General features: G+C 64.8%; 16 protein-coding genes and 2 pseudogenes. 7 read left to right on the top strand and 11 right to left on the bottom strand.

The window, feature by feature from the left end; translation table 11 throughout:
* From AC3AYF_RS07340 to AC3AYF_RS07330, 3 genes and pseudogenes are all read right to left on the bottom strand, one after another.
* Positions 1-810: pseudogene (locus tag AC3AYF_RS07340) on the bottom strand (DNA polymerase II); the annotation flags it as partial.
* A 37-nt stretch (positions 811-847) separates the two neighbouring features.
* Positions 848-1777 (bottom strand): AEC family transporter, encoded by a 930-nt coding sequence (locus AC3AYF_RS07335; RefSeq protein ID WP_295036199.1) that lies wholly within the window; start codon positions 1775-1777, stop codon positions 848-850.
* Positions 1778-1854: 77 nt separating this feature from the next.
* On the bottom strand, positions 1855-2274 hold the full coding sequence (locus AC3AYF_RS07330; protein WP_295036198.1) for a DoxX family protein: 420 nt from the start codon (positions 2272-2274) through the stop codon (positions 1855-1857).
* A gap of 250 nt (positions 2275-2524) precedes the next feature.
* Between AC3AYF_RS07330 and metG the strand changes: the two genes are divergently transcribed.
* From metG to nth, 3 genes and pseudogenes are all read left to right on the top strand, one after another.
* A complete protein-coding gene (gene metG / locus AC3AYF_RS07325) occupies positions 2525-4594 on the top strand; it encodes a methionine--tRNA ligase (RefSeq protein ID WP_487779564.1) in 2070 nt (689 codons plus the stop codon).
* 119 nt (positions 4595-4713) lie between these two features.
* Positions 4714-5160, top strand: a pseudogene (locus AC3AYF_RS07320) (RnfABCDGE type electron transport complex subunit B); the annotation flags it as partial.
* Between the two features lie 602 nt (positions 5161-5762).
* Positions 5763-6401, top strand: a complete 639-nt coding sequence (gene nth, locus AC3AYF_RS07315) for an endonuclease III (RefSeq protein ID WP_295036196.1) — start codon at positions 5763-5765, stop codon at positions 6399-6401.
* A 24-nt stretch (positions 6402-6425) separates the two neighbouring features.
* Here nth and AC3AYF_RS07310 read toward each other — a convergent pair whose 3' ends face one another.
* The 4 genes from AC3AYF_RS07310 to AC3AYF_RS07295 all read right to left on the bottom strand — a co-directional run bounded on the left by AC3AYF_RS07310 (position 6426) and on the right by AC3AYF_RS07295 (position 9458).
* Positions 6426-6941: a DUF1161 domain-containing protein gene (locus tag AC3AYF_RS07310; protein WP_295036195.1), complete on the bottom strand. Its 516-nt coding sequence runs from the start codon at positions 6939-6941 to the stop codon at positions 6426-6428.
* Positions 6942-7050: 109 nt separating this feature from the next.
* On the bottom strand, positions 7051-7713 hold the full coding sequence (locus tag AC3AYF_RS07305) for a glutathione S-transferase family protein (protein WP_295036194.1): 663 nt from the start codon (positions 7711-7713) through the stop codon (positions 7051-7053).
* Between the two features lie 154 nt (positions 7714-7867).
* Positions 7868-8173, bottom strand: a complete 306-nt coding sequence (locus AC3AYF_RS07300; RefSeq protein ID WP_295036193.1) for an HlyU family transcriptional regulator — start codon at positions 8171-8173, stop codon at positions 7868-7870.
* 64 nt (positions 8174-8237) lie between these two features.
* A complete protein-coding gene (locus AC3AYF_RS07295; RefSeq protein WP_295036192.1) occupies positions 8238-9458 on the bottom strand; it encodes an argininosuccinate synthase in 1221 nt (406 codons plus the stop codon).
* A gap of 223 nt (positions 9459-9681) precedes the next feature.
* Between AC3AYF_RS07295 and rnt the strand changes: the two genes are divergently transcribed.
* Complete coding sequence (gene rnt, locus AC3AYF_RS07290; RefSeq protein WP_295036191.1) at positions 9682-10347, top strand: ribonuclease T; 666 nt, start codon at positions 9682-9684, stop codon at positions 10345-10347.
* Between the two features lie 72 nt (positions 10348-10419).
* Here the strand turns inward: rnt and grxD are convergent, their stop codons facing one another.
* A complete protein-coding gene (gene grxD / locus AC3AYF_RS07285) occupies positions 10420-10764 on the bottom strand; it encodes a Grx4 family monothiol glutaredoxin (RefSeq protein ID WP_295036190.1) in 345 nt (114 codons plus the stop codon).
* A gap of 416 nt (positions 10765-11180) precedes the next feature.
* Here grxD and argF point away from each other — a divergent pair, with 416 nt between their 5' ends.
* A complete protein-coding gene (argF, locus tag AC3AYF_RS07280; protein WP_295036189.1) occupies positions 11181-12098 on the top strand; it encodes an ornithine carbamoyltransferase in 918 nt (305 codons plus the stop codon).
* Between the two features lie 68 nt (positions 12099-12166).
* Here the strand turns inward: argF and AC3AYF_RS07275 are convergent, their stop codons facing one another.
* The 3 genes from AC3AYF_RS07275 to AC3AYF_RS07265 form a co-directional block, all read right to left on the bottom strand.
* Positions 12167-12862, bottom strand: a complete 696-nt coding sequence (locus AC3AYF_RS07275; protein WP_487779563.1) for a TVP38/TMEM64 family protein — start codon at positions 12860-12862, stop codon at positions 12167-12169.
* A gap of 75 nt (positions 12863-12937) precedes the next feature.
* A complete protein-coding gene (trpE, locus tag AC3AYF_RS07270) occupies positions 12938-14434 on the bottom strand; it encodes an anthranilate synthase component I (RefSeq protein WP_487779565.1) in 1497 nt (498 codons plus the stop codon).
* A gap of 220 nt (positions 14435-14654) precedes the next feature.
* Positions 14655-15320 carry a phosphoglycolate phosphatase gene (locus AC3AYF_RS07265; RefSeq protein WP_295036187.1) on the bottom strand — a complete coding sequence of 222 codons (666 nt, stop codon included), beginning with the start codon at positions 15318-15320 and terminating at the stop codon, positions 14655-14657.
* Positions 15321-15639: 319 nt separating this feature from the next.
* Here AC3AYF_RS07265 and AC3AYF_RS07260 point away from each other — a divergent pair, with 319 nt between their 5' ends.
* The gene (locus tag AC3AYF_RS07260) at positions 15640-16938 is read left to right on the top strand and encodes an NAD(P)/FAD-dependent oxidoreductase (protein WP_487779562.1); all 1299 of its coding nucleotides are present in this window, start codon (positions 15640-15642) and stop codon (positions 16936-16938) included.
* A gap of 34 nt (positions 16939-16972) precedes the next feature.
* Positions 16973-18607 (top strand): dihydroxyacetone kinase subunit DhaK, encoded by a 1635-nt coding sequence (locus AC3AYF_RS07255; protein WP_487779561.1) that lies wholly within the window; start codon positions 16973-16975, stop codon positions 18605-18607.
* The last annotated feature ends 4 nt before the right edge of the window (positions 18608-18611 follow it).

The following is an 18611-nucleotide window of genomic DNA, read 5'->3' as shown; positions in this document are numbered from 1 at the left end:
GTGACCATGCGCCCGCCACTCCACCGGCGCTCCGCCTCGCCCCAGCCGCAAGGCGACATTCAGGCGATCTGCGTGACGCTGCAGCTGGCGCAGGTCGAACTGGATCACGCTCCAGCCGATGATCGCATCCGGGTCGAAGCGCGCGAACCAGCCGTTCAGCGCGTGCAGCAGATCGGCGCGGGAGTCGCAGTAGACGAGTTCGAAATCCCGCTCGCGATCGGCCTTGCTCCCGTTGCCCGCCGGCGGCCCCAGCATGTAGACGATGCGCTGGCCGCATCCATGCAGGCCGATCGAGTAGAGCTCGCCGCGCTCGCTGGTCTCGATGTCCAGCGAGCAGAGTGTCAGCTGCGGCCGATAGTCCGGCGCCGGCTTCAACTGGGCATCGACCAGGGAACCGTCGGCCGCCTGGGTCGCCATTGCAACGACCGGCGCGGTAATGAAACGCTCCATCAGATAACGGTCCGGCGGTCGGATATCGGCCTCGAGCAGATCGACACCGGCGTCGGCGAGACGTCGCTCCAGGTTCATCAACTGCCGATGCTGGCGACAGTAGAGGCCGAGCACCGGACGGAGATCGAAGTCCTTCAGCTCGAGTTCGCGCAGTTCGACATCGCGCTCATGGCGAATCGAGCGCTCGACGCTCTCGCGCTGATCAGCCGGGACGAAAGCCACCGATCTCTGCGGCGGCAGGCGCACCAGTCGCGGCCCGTCATCGGTGGCCAGCCAAAGCGATACCTCGGTACCGGTCGGCGTGTCCTGCCATTGGCGGGTCAGAATGAAACCCTGTTGCGTCACGCTATTCGATTGCACGGTGGCCGACACCCGTCCCTTTCCGTTCGGAGAGCACTCAGAAGGAGAGCACCCACGGCAGCGCGAACCCGAGATAGACCGGTATCAGCAAGGGTGCGGCCAGTGTGGTGATCAGTACGGCGATGGCGCCCTTCTCGGGGCGAATCTCCAGCTCCATGGCGATGACCACCACATTGGCGGCCATGGGGACGGCGCCGATGAGCAGAAATGCCAGCGCCAGCGAGTCCGAGACGCCCACGCTCATCCGCAGCAGCAGCACCATCATTAGCGTCGCCAGTGGCCAGACGACGAAGCGCACCAGCACGCAGCCGGCGACGAAGCGCAGGTCGAACTCCCGCCACGTCACGCGCCCCAGCGTCATGCCGATGATCATCATCCCCAGCACCGTGAAACAGTACTTGAAGTAGTCGAGCCCATCCGCGACGACGTCCGGCACCTGCCAGCCGAGAGCGCTGACCAGCATGCCGGCCGCGAACGCGTAGATCAGCGGCAGCCTCGCCAGTCGGGTCAGGCTCTCCTTCACCGAGAAACGTCCCCTGGCGCTGACATAGAAACCGACCGTGAACTCGTAGAGCGAGACGCCCAGCATGCAGAAGAGATAGAGCGTGACCCCCTCCGGCGGCAGCAGCACCAGCGCGATCGGGAAACCGAAATAGCCCGTATTGCCGGTCCCGGCGGAAAAGGCCAGTAGCGCCCGTTCCTGTTCGGCAAAAAAGCGGCTGGCTACCCAGTTGACCGCAAGACAGAGGCAGGTCGCCAGCAGCAGCACGCTGAGCGTCAGTACCAGCTTGTCGGCACTGGGCTGCCCCTGGGTCAGGCCATGGAAGAAGGTCAGCGGTGAAATGATGTAGACGAGCAGCGTCGCTATCGGCCGAGGATCGACCCTCAATCGCCGCGCCGCCAGCCAACCCAGCGCGACGAAGAAGAGCAGCATCCATAGTGACTGGGAAAGATCGATTTCGGCCATCCGGGGTTCCTTGAGCAACGGTCGGCGATAACGGTTTGGCCGCTAACTGTAACACCCTAGAAGATGTGAACTGGATCCTAGTCTTGCGTAGATGCTGGCCAGCCGGGAAACCGGCGCTGCGTCGAAGCCAAGATGCACAGCAGCAGCAAGACCTGGAACGGCAATCGCCACAACAGCAGCCACTCGGGGACCTGGGGAAACCGCTCTGGATGGAGCCACATGTAGACATTGGCCGGCGTCACGCAGATGGTCAGCACCACCAGTCCCCAGCCTGCCAGCGCGCGAAAGCGCGGCAGCAAGATGCCGACCGCCCCCAGCAGTTCGAAGAAGCCGCTGATCAGCACCGCCGCGTCGGGCCAGGACAAACCCGGCGGGATGATCGACGCGAAGGCGTCCAGCATCACGAAATGGCCGATGCCGCCGATGGCGAACCAGAGGAAGACGACGGAGAGACCGGCGGTGCGCCAGCCATGACGATGGAGAGCGATGGGAATCACCTCTGTTCAGGGATGGGGCCCACATGGGAGGAGAGATCGTTACCGGCAGCATAGAACAGAAACGGTCCGGACCGCCCTGAAGGCCCTCGCCCGCGGCCAGCCGGGACAATGCCCATGACCCCGCTCGCACCCGACGCAAAGCCCCCGCCATCGGTGCTACAATCGTCGACCACGTTTACAGCCTATCCACCCGGCGGGGCCTTCGATACCGCGCCGCCTCGGGTTTCGTTACGGGAATGTTCCAGTCGCCATGTCGAACAACGCCTCGCTTTCGCGCCAGATCCTCGTCACCAGCGCGCTGCCTTATGCCAACGGCTCGATCCACCTGGGCCATCTGCTGGAGTACATCCAGACCGATATCTGGGTACGCTTTCAGAAGAGCCGCGGCCACGAGTGCCACTACGTCTGCGCCGACGACGCCCACGGCACCGCGATCATGCTGCGGGCCGAGCAGGAAGGCATCACCTCGGAGCAGTTGATCAGCAAGGTCAGCCAGGAGCACCAGGCGGACTTCGCCCGGTTCGGCGTGGCCTTCGACAACTACCACTCGACCCATTCCGAAGAGAACCGCCTCCCCAGCGAGCGCATCTACACCGCACTGCGCGATGCCGGCCATATCAGCACCCGCGACATCGAGCAGATGTACGATCCGGTCAAGGGTCTGTTCCTGGCCGACCGTTTCATCAAGGGCACCTGCCCGAAGTGCGGCAGCGAGGACCAGTACGGCGACAACTGCGAAGTTTGCGGTGGGACCTACACCCCGGCGGAGCTGATCAATCCGGTGTCGGCGATCAGTGGCGCCACGCCGGAAGTGCGCACTTCGACCCACTACTTCTTCAAGCTGCCGAACTTCGAGGAGTTCCTCAAGCAGTGGACGCGCTCTGGTCGCGTGCAACCGCAGATCGCCAACAAGCTGCAGGAGTGGTTCGAGGCCGGTCTCAACGAGTGGGACATCTCCCGCGATGCGCCCTACTTCGGCTTCGAGATCCCCGATGCGCCGGGCAAGTATTTCTACGTCTGGCTGGACGCGCCGATCGGCTATCTGGCGAGCTTTCAGAACCTGTGCGACCGCGAAGGTCTCGATTTCGACAGCTACTGGAAGGCGGACTCCAACGCCGAGGTCTATCACTTCATCGGCAAGGACATCGTCTACTTTCATGCGCTGTTCTGGCCGGCAATGCTCGAAGGCGCCGGCATGCGCACGCCGACCGGCGTCAACTGCCACGGTTTCGTCACCGTCAACGGCGCCAAGATGTCGAAGTCCCGCGGCACCTTCATCAAGGCGCAGACCTACGCCGAGCATCTCAACCCGGAATACCTGCGCTACTACTTCGCCGCCAAGCTGACCTCCCGGGTCGACGATCTCGACCTCAACCTCGAGGATTTCGCGGCGCGGGTCAACTCGGACCTGGTCGGCAAGGTGGTCAATATCGCCAGCCGCTGCGCGGGCTTCATCAACAAGCTCGCCGACGGGCAGCTCTCTTCGACCTGCGCCGAACCGGAACTCGTCGCCAGGTTCATCCACGCCGGCGACGAGATCGCCGCCGATTTCGAGGCCCGTGAGTTCGGCCGCGCCATGCGCAAGGTGATGGAACTCGCCGACGAGGCCAATACCTACATCGCCGACAAGGCGCCGTGGGTGCTGGCCAAGGAAGGCGGTCGCGAGCAGGAAGTGATCGATATCTGCTCGGTGGGGATCAATCTGTTCCGCACCCTGATGGTCTACTTGCAGCCGGTGGTGCCGGCAATGGCCGAGCAGGCGCGACGGTTCCTGCAGGTCGACAGCCTCGCCTGGGCGAGCCGCCAGCAGGTACTGGAAGGTCATGTCATCGGCAAGTTCAAGCCGCTGATGACCCGTGTCGAGAGCGATAGGATCGAATCGATGATCGAGGCCTCCAAGGAGGTGCTCGAGGAGGAGAAGAAATTGACCGGAAAAGCCCCCTCGAACCCCGCCGAAGCGCTCCAGAATACGCCACTGGTGGACGAGCCGATCGGCGACGAGATCGCGTTCGACGATTTCATCAAGGTCGACCTGCGCATCGCCAGGATCGAGAAGGCCAGCTATGTCGAAGGCTCCAACAAGCTGCTCGAGTTGACCCTCGACCTGGGGGGCGAAACGCGCACCGTGTTCTCCGGCATCCGCAAGGCGTATGCGCCGGAGGCGCTGGAAGGCCGGCTGACGGTGATGGTCGCCAACCTGGCGCCGCGCAAGATGCGCTTCGGCGTCTCCGAAGGCATGGTGCTGGCCGCGGGCGATGAAGACGGAATCTATCTGATGTCGCCGGACAGCGGCGCCAAGCCCGGCCAGCGAGTCACCTGATTAGCCGGCGGAGTCATATTCGATGAACGCGCGGCCTCGGTCGCGCGTTTTGCTTGGGCCCAATTGCAGGCCAGAATCTCGAAGCGTGCGTGGCAAAAGTCTATAATGCCGCACTGTCCCTGCCAGGGGGCGGCCGTTCGTCCCGCTATTTCGGAAACCCCATGACAGCCGCTATCACCGTCGAACGTATCGATGCCGAACTGCCGCAGACCCAATGCGGCAAGTGCGGCCATGACGGCTGCCGCCCCTACGCCGAGGCGATCGTGGAGGGCGAGGCGATCAACCGCTGCCCGCCCGGTGGCGAGGCCACGCGTGACCGACTGGCAGCGCTCACCGGCCAACCGCCTCTCGAACTGATCGAGCCGCCCCAGACACCGTTGCTGGCCGTGATTCGCGAGGCCGAATGCATCGGCTGCACCAAGTGCATCCAGGCCTGCCCCGTCGATGCCATTCTCGGTGCCGCCAAGCAGATGCACACGGTCATCGAATCCGAATGCACCGGCTGCGAACTGTGTATCGCGCCCTGCCCGGTGGACTGCATCGATCTCGTCGCGCATCCGCAGTGGCAGAACGCCGCCGATACGGCCGAGCGTCAACGCTATCTCGACTGGCGGGCCGCCAACGGACGCCGACGCTTCGAGGCGCGCAACCGGCGACTGGCCGTCAGAGCGGAAGAGAAACGCCGCAAGCGCGAGCGACGCCGCGCCGCGGCGGCACGGCAGGTGACCGAGGCACCAGCGGCATCACGTGAACGGCCCGCCGATGTCGACGTTACCGCCCTGAAGGCGCAGGTGGCGACCCTGACTGCGCGTCGAAAACGCCTGCAACGCCAACTGGACAGAGCCGAGGAGGCGCAGCGCCCCGCACTTCTCGAGCGCCTGGCGGGATTCGACGATCAGCTCGACGCCTTGAACCGACGACTCGACTCCGCGCCGGCACCGGACCGGAGCGCCACGCGCGATCACCAGCATATCGCCGTGGCGGCAGCGGAGCAGGCAATGCGCAAGGCGCGCCAGGAGCTCGCCCATTTCCAGCGTCAGGGCGATCAGGCGGGCATCGGGCAGGCGTGGGACAAGATACACGAGGCGGAGCGGCTGATCTCCCTGGCCAGCCGAGCGCCCGCCAACCCGCCTGCCGGAGACGCAGGCGACCATCGGGGAACGACATCATGAACGCCACCAAGCGAGAGCAGATCTTTGCCCGCCTCAAGGCCCACAACCCCGAACCGACGACCGAGTTGAACTGGTCGACCCCGTTCGAGCTGCTGGCAGCGGTACTGCTGTCGGCGCAGGCGACGGACGTGGGCGTGAACAAGGCGACCGCGAGGCTGTTTCCGGTGGCCAATACGCCGCAGGCGATCATCGATCTTGGACTCGACGGGCTGAAGGAGCACATCAAGACCATCGGCCTCTACAACACCAAGGCCGAGAACCTGATGAAGACCTGCCATATCCTGGCCGAGCAGTACGACGGAGACATTCCGCGCACCCGGGAAGGACTGGAGGCGCTACCCGGCGTGGGGCGCAAGACCGCCAATGTGATTCTGAACACGGCATTCGGCGAGCTGACCATGGCAGTGGATACGCACATCTTCCGCGTTGCCAACCGCACCCGGCTCGCCCCGGGCAAGAATGTGCTGGAGGTCGAGCAGAAGCTACTCCGCCATGTCCCCAGGGCTTATCTCAAGGATGCCCACCACTGGCTGATCCTGCATGGCCGCTACACCTGCCTGGCACGCAAGCCGCGCTGCGGGAGCTGCGTGATCGAGGACCTGTGCGAATACCCGGACAAGATCGATATCGCCTGATGTCGATAGCCGTTGTCAGGGGTGTCAGGGGCTCGATTCCGGCTCCTGCCCGGCCTCTCCATTCTCGGGCTGCCGGGTCGGCACCGGGTCCTGGCCCATGGATTCCGGCGCGGTGGACGTGGTCTCCGGCAAGCTGCTGCCATCACCGTTCACGGCGCTGCCCGAGGCATCGGTGGTCGATGCCTCCTCTCTCGGTGGCGTAGCGCTCATTTCGGTCGCTCCGTCACGGCTGTAGACGATCTTGCGCGTGCCGCCATCACAGCTGCCGACCACTTCGGCGCCGGCAAAGGCTTCCCCCTCTCTCACCACGTCATCGTCGACCTGGGCGTTGTCGACGATCTCGAGCAGGAAATGCCGGGCCCCATTGTCACGGATGGGCTGGTCGATCTGGGTCTTGAGTCTTTCGCAGGCCAGGCGCGCCTCGGGTTGCTGGTCGAACGGCGAATCGCTCTGCTGCGCCTGGGCCCAGGCGAGAGACGATGCCAGGCCGGCACTACTCAACCCCATCACGACGGCGGACTTCCAGGTAAAAACACGCATAGACACTCCTCAATCCATGGCAATGCACGGATGACGGACAATGCCGCCAATTCGCGCGGGAAATACCGTTCCGATCACCCCACCTCGACCGACGTGGATTCGGAAGGCTTCACAACCGGAATTCCCCGCCCTTCTCGATCGCTCGTTGATAGGCCGGACGATCGCGTATCTGCTGCAATACTCTTTTAATATTAGGACGCTGGGCCAGATCGGCACGACTTTCCGCCGCCAGCAGCGGAAAGCTCATCTGAATGTCGGCCGCGCTGAATTCATCGCCTGCGAACCACGGGTGCTGACGCAGTTCACTCTCCCAGTAGTCGAGATGCAGCCCAAGCTGGGGGTCGAGGAATTTCTGGCGGGCGCCATTGGCCAGCAGCCGGCCGATCGGTCGAATGACCGCGGGCACCGGCGGCTTGCCCAGCTTCGAGAAGACCAGCTTCATCACCAGCAGCGGCATGGCCGACCCTTCGGCGTAGTGTAGCCAGTAGGTGTAGCGCAGCCGCTCCGGCGTGCCGGCCTCTGGCACCAGGGCATCGCCACCGTAGCGGGAGACGAGATACTCGACGATCGCACCGGATTCGGCGACGGTATGAGCGTCGTCGGTGATGATGGGCGACTTGCCGAGCGGATGGATCCGCTTCAGCTCCGCGGGGGCCAGCATGGTCTTGGGGTCGCGTCGATAGGTCCGAATCTCGTACTCGACACCCAGCTCCTCCAGCAGCCACAGGATACGCTGCGAGCGGGAGTTCTCGAGATGATGAACAGTGATCATGTCAGCGCTTCCTTGCCGTTTTTTCAACTCTCCTGGCCGCCAGGACATTCAGCGGCCGGCGGGAATGCCCTTAACCATAGGAAGTTATCGCTGAAGCCGCCACTGACGAAAACGGCGCCACCCAGGCGCCGTCCTCGAGTTCGACCGGTCGTCGTCAATGCTGCTGCTCGAACATCTCATCGCCGACATCGTCGATATATCGCTGGCTCTTGGCGATCGTCAGTTCCACGCAGGCATCTTCGCCCGGAACCACATCCGAACGCTCGAAGCGGCGCTCCAGGGTCTCACCGCCCTCGACCGGTTTGCGAATCCAACCACTGACCCGATGCTGGCCTCCGACATCCTGCGGCTCGGGGACGATCAGAAACCCCTTGTACTCGACCGGCTTGAGCTCTTTTGTGGGCGTGGCGGGTTTGGCATAGCCACCGCCCAGCAGCCCGGAGAACAGTTTCTTCAGCATACGTTGCTCCCGATTCGGATGCCGACACGGCAGGTATCGGCATCAAGGGTTGGACCGGACGGCGCTAGCTCGCGGAGCGGCCCTTGCCTGCCGCGATCCGCAGACGCAGCGCATTGAGCTTGATGAAGCCTTCGGCATCTTTCTGATCGTAGGCGCCGGCATCATCCTCGAACGTGGCGATCGACTCGTCGAACAGCGACTGCTCGGACTTGCGCCCGACCACCGTCGCGCTGCCCTTGTAGAGCTTCATTCGCACCACGCCGTTGACGAACGCCTGAGTTTCGTCGATGGCGGCCTGCAGCATGCGGCGCTCCGGGCTCCACCAGTAACCGTTGTAGATGGTCTTGGCGTACTTGGGCATCAGCTCGTCCTTGAGATGCGCCGCCTCGCGGTCGAGCGTCAACGACTCGATGGCGCGATGCGCCCGCAGCAGGATGGTGCCGCCCGGCGTTTCATAGCAGCCGCGGGACTTCATGCCGACATAGCGGTTCTCGACGATATCGAGACGGCCGATGCCGTTGTCGCCACCCAGCTTGTTGAGCCTGGCCAGCACCTCGTGCGGCTTGAGCGGTTCGCCGTCGATGGCGACGACGTCGCCATTCTCGTAGGTCAGCTCGATGTAAGTCGGCTTGTCAGGCGCGGCTTCCGGCGCCACGCTCCAGCGCCACATCTCCTCTTCCGCCTCGGCCCACGGGTCCTCGAGAATGCCGCCCTCGTAGGAGATGTGCAGCAGGTTGGCATCCATCGAGTACGGCGACTTCTTCTTGCTCTTGGAGAAGTCGACCGGGATGTCATTGTCCTCGCAGTACGCCATCAGCTTCTCGCGGGAGTTCAGGTCCCACTCGCGCCACGGCGCGATGACCTTGACCCCCGGCTTCAGGGCGTAGGCGCCCAGTTCGAAGCGCACCTGGTCGTTGCCCTTGCCGGTGGCGCCGTGGGAGATCGCGTCGGCACCGGTCTCGTTGGCGATTTCGATCAGACGCTTGGCGATGAGCGGCCGCGCGATGGACGTGCCCAGCAGGTACTCGCCCTCGTAGATGGTGTTGGCCCGGAACATCGGGTAGACGTAATCGCGAACGAACTCTTCTCGCAGGTCCTCGATGTAGATCTCCTTGACCCCCAGCGCCTGCGCCTTGGCTCGCGCCGGCTCGACCTCTTCGCCCTGACCGATATCGGCGGTAAAGGTGACCACTTCGCAAGCGTAGGTTTCCTGCAGCCACTTCACGATCACGGAAGTGTCAAGGCCGCCGGAATAGGCGAGGACGACCTTTTTGACATCGGACATGCGATAGCTCCTTAGCAAGTTTGAATTGACGGGCAAGGTATGTCGTTCTTTGACGTGCGGCAATCGGCGAACGGTGCAGCCCGAAATTATAACGCTCCCGGCCCGCCACGAACACCGAGCGACGGGACGGCAATGGCCGAAACTGCTAGACTCTACGCGGTTTCATGACTGCGGTTTCCTCTACACATTACCACTACCACACCAAGGGAATGGGAGTCATTGCATGTCGGACGCCAGCACGAAAGAGCTGATGGCGCAGCGTTTTCGCGGATATCTCCCGGTCGTGGTAGACGTCGAAACCGGCGGGTTCAATTCGGCCACGGATGCGATCCTGGAAATCGCCGCCGTGCCGCTGACCATGGACGATCAGGGCAACCTGCTGCCACTGGATACCATTGCCTTTCATGTCGAGCCCTTCGAGGGCGCCAACGTCGAACAGTCCGCCCTGGATTTCACCGGCATCGACCTCTCCAGCGCCTTCCGCAAGCAGATCGCCGTCAGCGAGCGTGAAGCGCTGGACGGACTCTTCAAGCCGATTCGCAAGACCATCAAATCCCACGACTGCTCGAGGGCCATCCTCGTCGGCCACAACGCCTCCTTCGATCAGGGATTTCTCAACGCTGCCGTCAATCGCTGCAATATCAAGCGCAATCCCTTTCATCCCTTCTCCAGCTTCGACACCGCGTCGCTCTCGGCACTGGCTTACGGCCAGACGGTGCTGGCGCGGGCCTGCCAGGCAGCGGGTATCGAATTCGACAACTCGTCGGCCCACTCGGCGAGCTACGATACCGAACGCACGGCGGAGCTGTTCTGCGCCATCGTCAACCGCTTCAAGGACCTGGGCGGCTGGAATCTGGCGATGAAGGAGCAGGGTCTTGACGATATCTGAACGCTGAAACGACAGGCGCCCCGTCCTGGGACGGGGCGCCTTTCATTTCACGGCAGCTTGGGAAGCGCCGGCTCAGCCGTCGCTCGGGGCTTCGGCGGACTTGGCCGCGGCAGCCTTGACCATGGGCTCCAGCTCACCGTTCTGGTACATCTCGACGATGATGTCGCAGCCGCCCACCAGCTCGCCGTCGATCCACAGTTGGGGAAACGTCGGCCAGCTGGCGTACTTGGGCAGCTCCGCCCGGATGTCCGGGTTGTCGAGGATGTTGACGAAGGCGAACTTCTCGCCGCATGCCATCAACGCCTGAACCGCCTGGGCCGAGAAGCCGCACTGGGGCAGCTGGGGCGATCCCTTCATGTAGAGCAGGATGGCGTTGTCACTGATCTGCTGCTTGATCGCTTCGATGGTATCGCTCATGAGACGTCCTGTAGCGGGAAGAGAGAGCCGCTGGCCCACCCTTCGCGTGTGCGCGAATATAAAAGACCGTGACACCATTCTACTGATGACACCGGCCGAAAACACCCCCGCCCTCCTCTGAAGGTATCCCGCGGCGTTGCGCCGCTCACGGGGTCTGGTTAGGATGATTGGCTTTCGCACGGATCGACGCTGGCCGCCGACGCCCGCCCAGGGCGCGGCTCCCCATGGCATCGATCGTGGCGCCGCCTAGCGAAACGCCCCACCGGGCGCTTCGCCCGCGGCGCTTTTTTCTTTTTCTGGTGGCAGCCGCCATGGCGGGCACGGTCACCGATCGAGTTTTCAGTGCGGCGCGCCGGGATGATGCCGCATGCCTTGAAGCCCATGTCTCAACGTCAAGTCACGACAGGAATCCGCCCATGAGCGCACGCCACTTTCTGACCCTTCTGGACCTCTCCGCCGACGAGCTCGATTATCTGATCCAGCGCGGGATCACGATCAAGAACCGCCTGAAGACCAACGGCCCCGTCTACACGCCGTTCAGCAACCGCACCCTGGCGATGATTTTCGAGAAGTCCTCGACGCGAACCCGGGTGTCGTTCGAGACCGCCATGGCGCAGTTCGGCGGCCATGCGCTGTTTTTGTCATCGCGGGACACCCAGCTCGGCCGTGGGGAGCCGATCGCGGATACCGCGCGGGTGCTCTCGGAGATGGTCGACGCGGTGATGATCCGCACCTTCTCCCATGCCGGCCTGGAGGAGTTCGCCGCCGCCAGCTCCGTGCCGGTGATCAACGCCCTGACCGACGATTACCACCCCTGCCAGCTGCTGGCCGACGTCATGACCTGGACCGAATGCCGCGGGCCGGTCAAGGGCAAGACGGCCGTCTGGATCGGTGACGGCAACAACATGTGCCACTCCTGGATCAACGCCGCGCGCCGGTTCGATTTCCAGCTGCGCATCTGCTGTCCGGAGGGTTACGAGCCACGTCGGGACATTCTCGAGGCCGCAGGCGAGCACGCCGTCATCGTGCGCGATCCTGGCGAAGCCGTTCGAGATGCCGACCTGGTCACCACGGACGTCTGGGCGTCGATGGGCCAGGAGGAAGAGCAGGCCAAGCGCGAACGTGACTTCACCGGCTTCCAGGTCACCGAAGCGTTGCTGGATCTGGCCGGGCAAGAGGCTATCTTCCTGCACTGCCTGCCGGCCCATCGCGGCGAGGAGATCAGCGCCACCCTGCTCGACGACCCACGCGCCGTGGTCTGGCAGGAAGCCGGCAATCGCCTTCATGCCCAGAAGGCGCTGATCGAGTTCCTGTTGCTGGGGCGGGTCGCCTGACCCGGCGATGAAAACGCCGCGATCCGTCATGGATCGCGGCGTCTGGATTCTGCACCGCTCCTGCCCGGTCAGGAGCCTGCCGGGCGCGGGGCTCTGCGCCGCGCCCGGTAGCCCACCGCCATCTTCAGCGTCACGATGACCAGCGCCACCAGCGCCATCGCGACGAGTATCTGGCCCACATCCCCCTCCAGCGCCGACTTGCCCAGCACCACGAACGCCACGGCATAGGGTCCGGTCGTCATCAACGCCACCGTCAGGTAAATCGACCGGGGGACGCCGGCGATCCCCAGGGCGTAGTGCTTGATGAACATCGGCACCCCGGGCACCAGCTTGATCAGGAAGGTGACTCGCCAGGCGTCGCCACGGGTCCGGTCGAGACCCGCCAATGCCGGGAAGCGCCGCTCGATGGCACGGCGCAGAGCCGGCCGCAGGCGGCCGTGGGCAATGGCATAGCAGAGCAGCAGGTTGAGCAGCGTGGCGACGGCGGAGAACGCCAGCCCGGCGGGGATACCGAAACGCAGCCCGGCGATGACGTAAAATGGCGTCATCGGCAGGCCCAGCGCCGGCAGCAGCGTCATCGACATCAGCAGGGCCAGTGGGTGCAGCGTCTCCAGCGACTCGAGTGACAGCCCGCCCCAGACGAGGAGCCCTGCAGTCAGCGTGGCGAATCCGAGCAGCGCCGACGCCCACAGCCACCAGCGACGCAGGGGGCGTGGTGGCGAGCCGGCATGGAATCGAGGGGAGTTGGGGGGCGCGTGTCGCATGCCCCCAATCTAATCCGGTTTCGATGAAGGATCGATGACAAGCGCGGAAGGAATCGGTACCCCTTCCGCGGTCGCTCACTCGAGGTTGTCGAGCCCTTTCTCGGCCATCCCCACGGCGCGGAACAGCGCCCGGCGCTTGTTGAGCGTCTCGTTCCACTCGTCGTCGGGGTTGGAGTCGGCGACGATGCCGCCACCGGCCTGGACGTGCAGCTCGCCATCCTTCAGCACCGCCGTGCGAATCGCGATCGCCATGTCCATGTTGCCGTGCCAGGAGAGATAGCCCACGGCACCGGAATAGACGCCACGCTTGACCGGCTCCAGCTCGTCGATGATCTCCATCGCCCGGATCTTCGGCGCCCCGGAGAGGGTGCCGGCCGGGAAAGTGGCCCGCAGCACGTCCATCGCCGACATGCCCTGGCGCAGCTTGCCGGTGACGTTGGAGACGATGTGCATGACGTGGGAGTAACGCTCGATCGCCATCCTGTCGGTGAGCTCGACCGTGCCGATTTCGCTGATGCGGCCGATATCGTTGCGCCCGAGATCGATCAGCATCAAGTGCTCGGCGATCTCCTTGGGGTCGGCCAGCAGCTCCTCCTCCAGCGCCTTGTCCTGCTCGGGCGTCGCACCGCGCGGTCGCGTGCCGGCGATCGGGCGGACCGTCACCTCGCCACCCTCCAGCCGGGTCAGAATCTCGGGGGACGACCCGATCACGTGATGGTCGTCGAGATTCAGAAAGAACATGTAGGGCGACGGATTGAGACTGCGCAGCGCCCGGTAGAGATCCAGCGGCGGCGCCTGGTATGGAATCGACATGCGCTGGGACGGCACGCACTGCATGACGTCGCCGGCCAGCACGTACTCCTTGATCGTCGCCCCCGCGTCCTTGTAGCCCTGCTCGCTGAAGCTGGCGTGGAAGTCGTCCTCGGCGACATCCGCCCGGCCGGTGCCCGGACTCAAAGTGTTGAAGGTGGCACTGCGCAGCTTCAGCTCCAGCGTCTCGAGTCGCTCTACCGCGTCGGCATAGGCGTGGGGCGACTCCGGGTCGGCGTGAGTCCACAGCTGCAGGCGGCCGGAGAGGTTGTCGAAGACGACCAGGTCGTCGCACACCATCAACAGGATGTCCGGCACCCCGATGGGGTCCGGCTTCTCGGCGGCGAGCGCAGTGCGCAGCTTCGGTTCGATATAGCGAATGGTGTCGTAGCCGAAATAGCCCACGAGACCGCCATCGAACCGCGGCTGGTCATTCAGGTCCGGAACCTTGAATCGCGCCTGGAATCGCTCGATCCAGGCCAGCGGATCCTCGACTTCACTGACGCCAGCCTCTTCGCCATCGACGATGTGGCGAACGGTAAGGCCCCGCACCTCGATCCGCTCCCGGCTGGGCAGGCCGATGATCGAATAACGCCCCCACTTCTCGCCTCCCTGAACCGATTCGAGCAGAAAGGTCCAGGGCGCATCGGCCAGCTTGAGGTAGGTCGACAGCGGCGTATCCAGATCGGCCAGCACCTCGCGGGTGACCGGAATACGGTTGTAGCCGGCTTGCGCCAGCTCGGCAAAGCGATCGGAGGTCATCATGGGACCGGGCTCCAGCAGTGAAAATCAGCAATCGGCAAGCGAGGCAGTTCGGCTGACAATCACCATCGCCAACGCGGCACGTGGCGCATCAGCACGCTGGGACTGAAAAAGCGTTGGATATCCGGTCGCATGTGAAAGCTCGGTCGAGGGGAAACGAAAATATCGGGAAGGTGCGCAAGAACGACGCCACGATTACCGTGACGCCGGTTCGGAAACCCTAAACGAGTTCCCCCAGCGATTCAACCACGCCATCCGGGCGGCTCGAGGCCACCGGCTCGCCGTGGTTGTAGCCGTACGGCACCGCCAGGGTGCGGAAACCGGCCCGTCTCCCCGCCTCCACGTCGTGGCGCGAATCCCCCACCATCAGACACTGTGCGGGCGCGATGCCGAACTGCGCCGCCAGATGAAGCAGCGGCGCAGGATGAGGTTTCTTCTCCGCCAGCGAATCCCCGCCCAGCGTCATCCGAAAATAGCGACGCAGACCCAGTGCCTCGAGAATCGGATCGATGAATGCCGCGGGCTTGTTGGTGACCAGCGTCACGATGACGCCCCTAGCCTCCAGCGATTCAAGTGCTTCGCGGACACCGGGATACGCCCGGGTGCGCTCGCAGGGCGCCGCGTGATACGCACGCAGGAATTCGTCATGGCTCGCCGTCAACCGGGCCGGATCCGGCACCTCGCCCAGGACGCTGGTCAACGCCCGCTCGACCAGCTTGTGCGAGCCGTTGCCCACCCAGTCACGCACCTTGGCCTCGCCCACCGGCACCAGGTGCTGCCCGCTCAGCATCGTGTCCACCGCCGCCGCCAGATCGGGTACGGAGTCGATCAAGGTGCCATCGAGATCGAAGGCGACCAGCCGGATGTCCTGAAGCGCCGGGTGCATGAGGGAATCCTCGCGTGAAAGGTTGAAAAGACGACACACCGCGCAGCAGCTTACCCAAAACGGCGTAAGTTTACGCAACCCACGGATGCCAAGTGTCGATGATCGGCGTATCCTCGGACACATCTTTCGTCGCATCGACGGGTGCTCATTTCCGTGAACGTGCAGTCTCGCAATCCGATGTCGTCTTCACTCGGCTCTCGGTGTGCCTGCCTTTCGCCAGTCATCCCCCCCGCGCCCCTCGAAACGCCAGAACCGACGATCCCCGATTTCCCCAGGCTGCACCCTTCTCATTTTTCCGATTTCTCGATTGGAGTTTCCCATGACCACACCACGCATCGTCGTGGTCGGTGGCGGCGCGGGCGGACTCGAGCTGGCGACCCGCCTGGGTCGCAAGCTCGGCAAGTCCCAGCGCGCCGACATCGTCCTCGTAGACCGCAACCCCACTCACATCTGGAAGCCGCTGCTGCACGAGATCGCCACCGGCACCCTCGACTCCGGGCTCGACGAGGTCTCCTACCAGGGCCACTCCAAGAGTCACGGCTACCGGTTCCAGCGGGGTACGCTGAGCGCCATCGATCGCGACAACCGCACCCTGACGCTGGAGCCGATACACGACCAGGATGGCGCCGTGGTGCTACCGGCTCGTGAGCTCGAGTACGACTACCTGGTGCTGTCCGTCGGCAGCGTCTCCAACGATTTCGGCACGCCCGGCGTCGCCAGGCACTGCCACTTCATCGACAGCCCGCAGCAGGCGGAGAGTTTTCGCCGCAACATGCTCAACACCTTTCTGCGCTACAGCGATCCGGAGCGACGGACACACCCCAAGCTGACCGTCGGTGTGGTTGGCGCGGGCGCTACCGGCGTCGAGCTGGCCGCCGAACTCTTCGGCGCCTCCCGGATGCTGCACAGCTACGGGTTCACGGCGCTGGACAGCGGAAAACTCGAGGTCCATCTGATCGAGGCGGCACCGCGCATCCTGCCGGCCCTGCCCGAGCGGATCAGCCGTGCGGTGCATGGCGAGCTGGAGCGACTCGGCGTCAAGATCCATGTCGACACCCGGGTCACCGAAGCCAACGCCAACGGCTTCATCACCGCCGACGGCGAGCCGCTGGAGACGGACCTCAGCGTCTGGGCGGCCGGCATTCGCGCGCCGGAATTCCTGTCGCAACTGGGGCTCGCCACCGAGCGCAACCACCAGATCAAGGTCCACGAGACCCTCCAGAGCCTCGATGACGAGCGCATCTTCGCCTTCGGCGACTGCGCGTCCTGCCCGCAGCCCGACGACAAGCGAGTGCCGCCCCGGGCCCAGGCCGCTCATCAGCAGGCGACCCACTGCTACCACAATCTGCGTGCGGCCATGGACGGCAAGCCGCTCAAGCCGTTCATCTACCGCGACCGGGGCTCACTGATCTCGCTGGCGCACTTCGAGGCGGTCGGCAGCCTCATGCGTGGCGCCTCGGCGCGCAGCCTGTTCATCGAAGGCCGGCTGGCCAAACTGTTCTACGCTTCTCTCTACCGGATGCACCAGATGGCGATTCACGGCATCTTCAAGACCGGCATGACGGTCATCGTCGATGGCCTCAACCGTTACATCAGGCCGAAGATGAAATTGCACTGAAGCATCGACCCCGAAACGTCAGCGGAGAGACATCATGGACCGTTTCTACAACGCCCCGGGCGACGTCGTCGACGAGATTCTACGGGCGGCGGCAGTGACCGCCCCGGTGCGTGTCGCCGAGCCGGAGAGCGGCCTGCGAATCCTGATCCGCCGCGATTGGGACAGGGCGGATCAGGGCCAGCGCCAGGTGGCGATACTGTCCGGCGGTGGCGCCGGTCACGAGCCGGCGCATGCCGGTTATATCGGCGAGGGCATGTTGACCGGGGCGATCTCCGGCAGCCTGTTCGCCTCGCCCAGCGTCGAGGCGGTACTCGCTGCCATTCGCGAAGTCTGCGGCGCGGCCGGCTGCCTGCTGGTGGTCAAGAACTATACCGGCGATCGCCTCAACTTCGGCCTCGCCGCCGAGCGTGCCCGAGGCGAAGGACTGGACGTCGCCATGGTCATCGTCGCCGACGATGTCGCCATCGACAATGCCCCGCAACCGCGAGGCATCGCCGGCACCGTGCTGGTGCACAAGCTGAGCGGTCATCTGGCGAGCCGGGAACTGCCGCTGGAGACCATCCGCGAGCGCGCCGAGGCGCTGTGCCGGCGCACGGGATCGTTGGGCATGGCGCTCAGCGCCGCGGCCCAGCCGGGCCAGGCGGCCGCCGAGCACTCGCCGGAACTGGGCCTGGGGATTCACAACGAGACCGGTACGCGGGAGGTCGATCCGCAAAATGCCGACGACGCGATGCGCCTGGTGCTCGAACCGCTGCGCGAGGCGCTCTCCGACCGCAAGCTCTCCGGGCCCTGGATCGCGATGCTCAACGACCTGGGCAGCTGTTCCACCCAGGAGATGGGGGTGCTGGCCGCCAGCCTGCTGCGCCAACTGGGCGTCGATCAGGTAGCCCACCTGATCGGCCCGGCCCCGCTGATGACCTCGCTGGACATGCACGGCTTCTCGCTCACGCTGCTGCCGGCCGACGACGATGTCGTCGAGGCGCTGTCGGCCCCGACCACGGCGCCGGCCTGGCCCGGGTTGCACGCCGTCCAGGCGCCCGCCCGCTTTTCGCCGGATACCCGACAGGAGCATGAGGCCCTGGTCGACGACGCCCCGCAGGATCCCGGCACTTCCGCCCTTCTCCAGCGGGTCATCGAGACCCTGCGCCAATCGCGCGAGGAGCTCGACGCCCTCGACGCAAAAAGTGGCGACGGCGACGCCGGCGCCAGCGTGGAGAGCGGCGCCGAGTCGATCGCCAACCGCCTCAACACCGAAGCCCCGCCATTGATGTTCGCCGGCATCGGCCAACTGCTGGCGCGCGACATGGGCGGCTCCAGCGGCGTACTGCTGTCGATCCTGTTCACCGCGGCGGCAGCCACGCTGGACCAGCGCGGCGATCTGCAGGAAGCGCTGGCCGCCGGCGTCGAGAAGATGCAGGCCTACGGCGGCGCCAGGCCCGGCGACCGCACCATGCTCGACGCACTGGTGCCCGCCATCGAATCGCTGCGGCGGGGTGAATCGCTGGCCCAGGCAGCCCAGGCCGCGCGCGATGGCGCCCAGGCCACCGCCCGCCTCGTCCGCGCCAACGCCGGTCGCTCCGCCTACGTGCCGGAGAGCGCGCTCGAGGGCGTCGTCGACCCTGGCGCCGAGGCCGTGGCAAGAGTGTTCGAGGCGCTGGCCAATGAATGAGTTG

Source organism: Salinicola sp. (assembly GCF_982684285.1).
The sequence above is the reverse complement of the archived record's forward strand: the minus strand, read 5'-3'. Positions and strand labels throughout refer to the sequence as shown.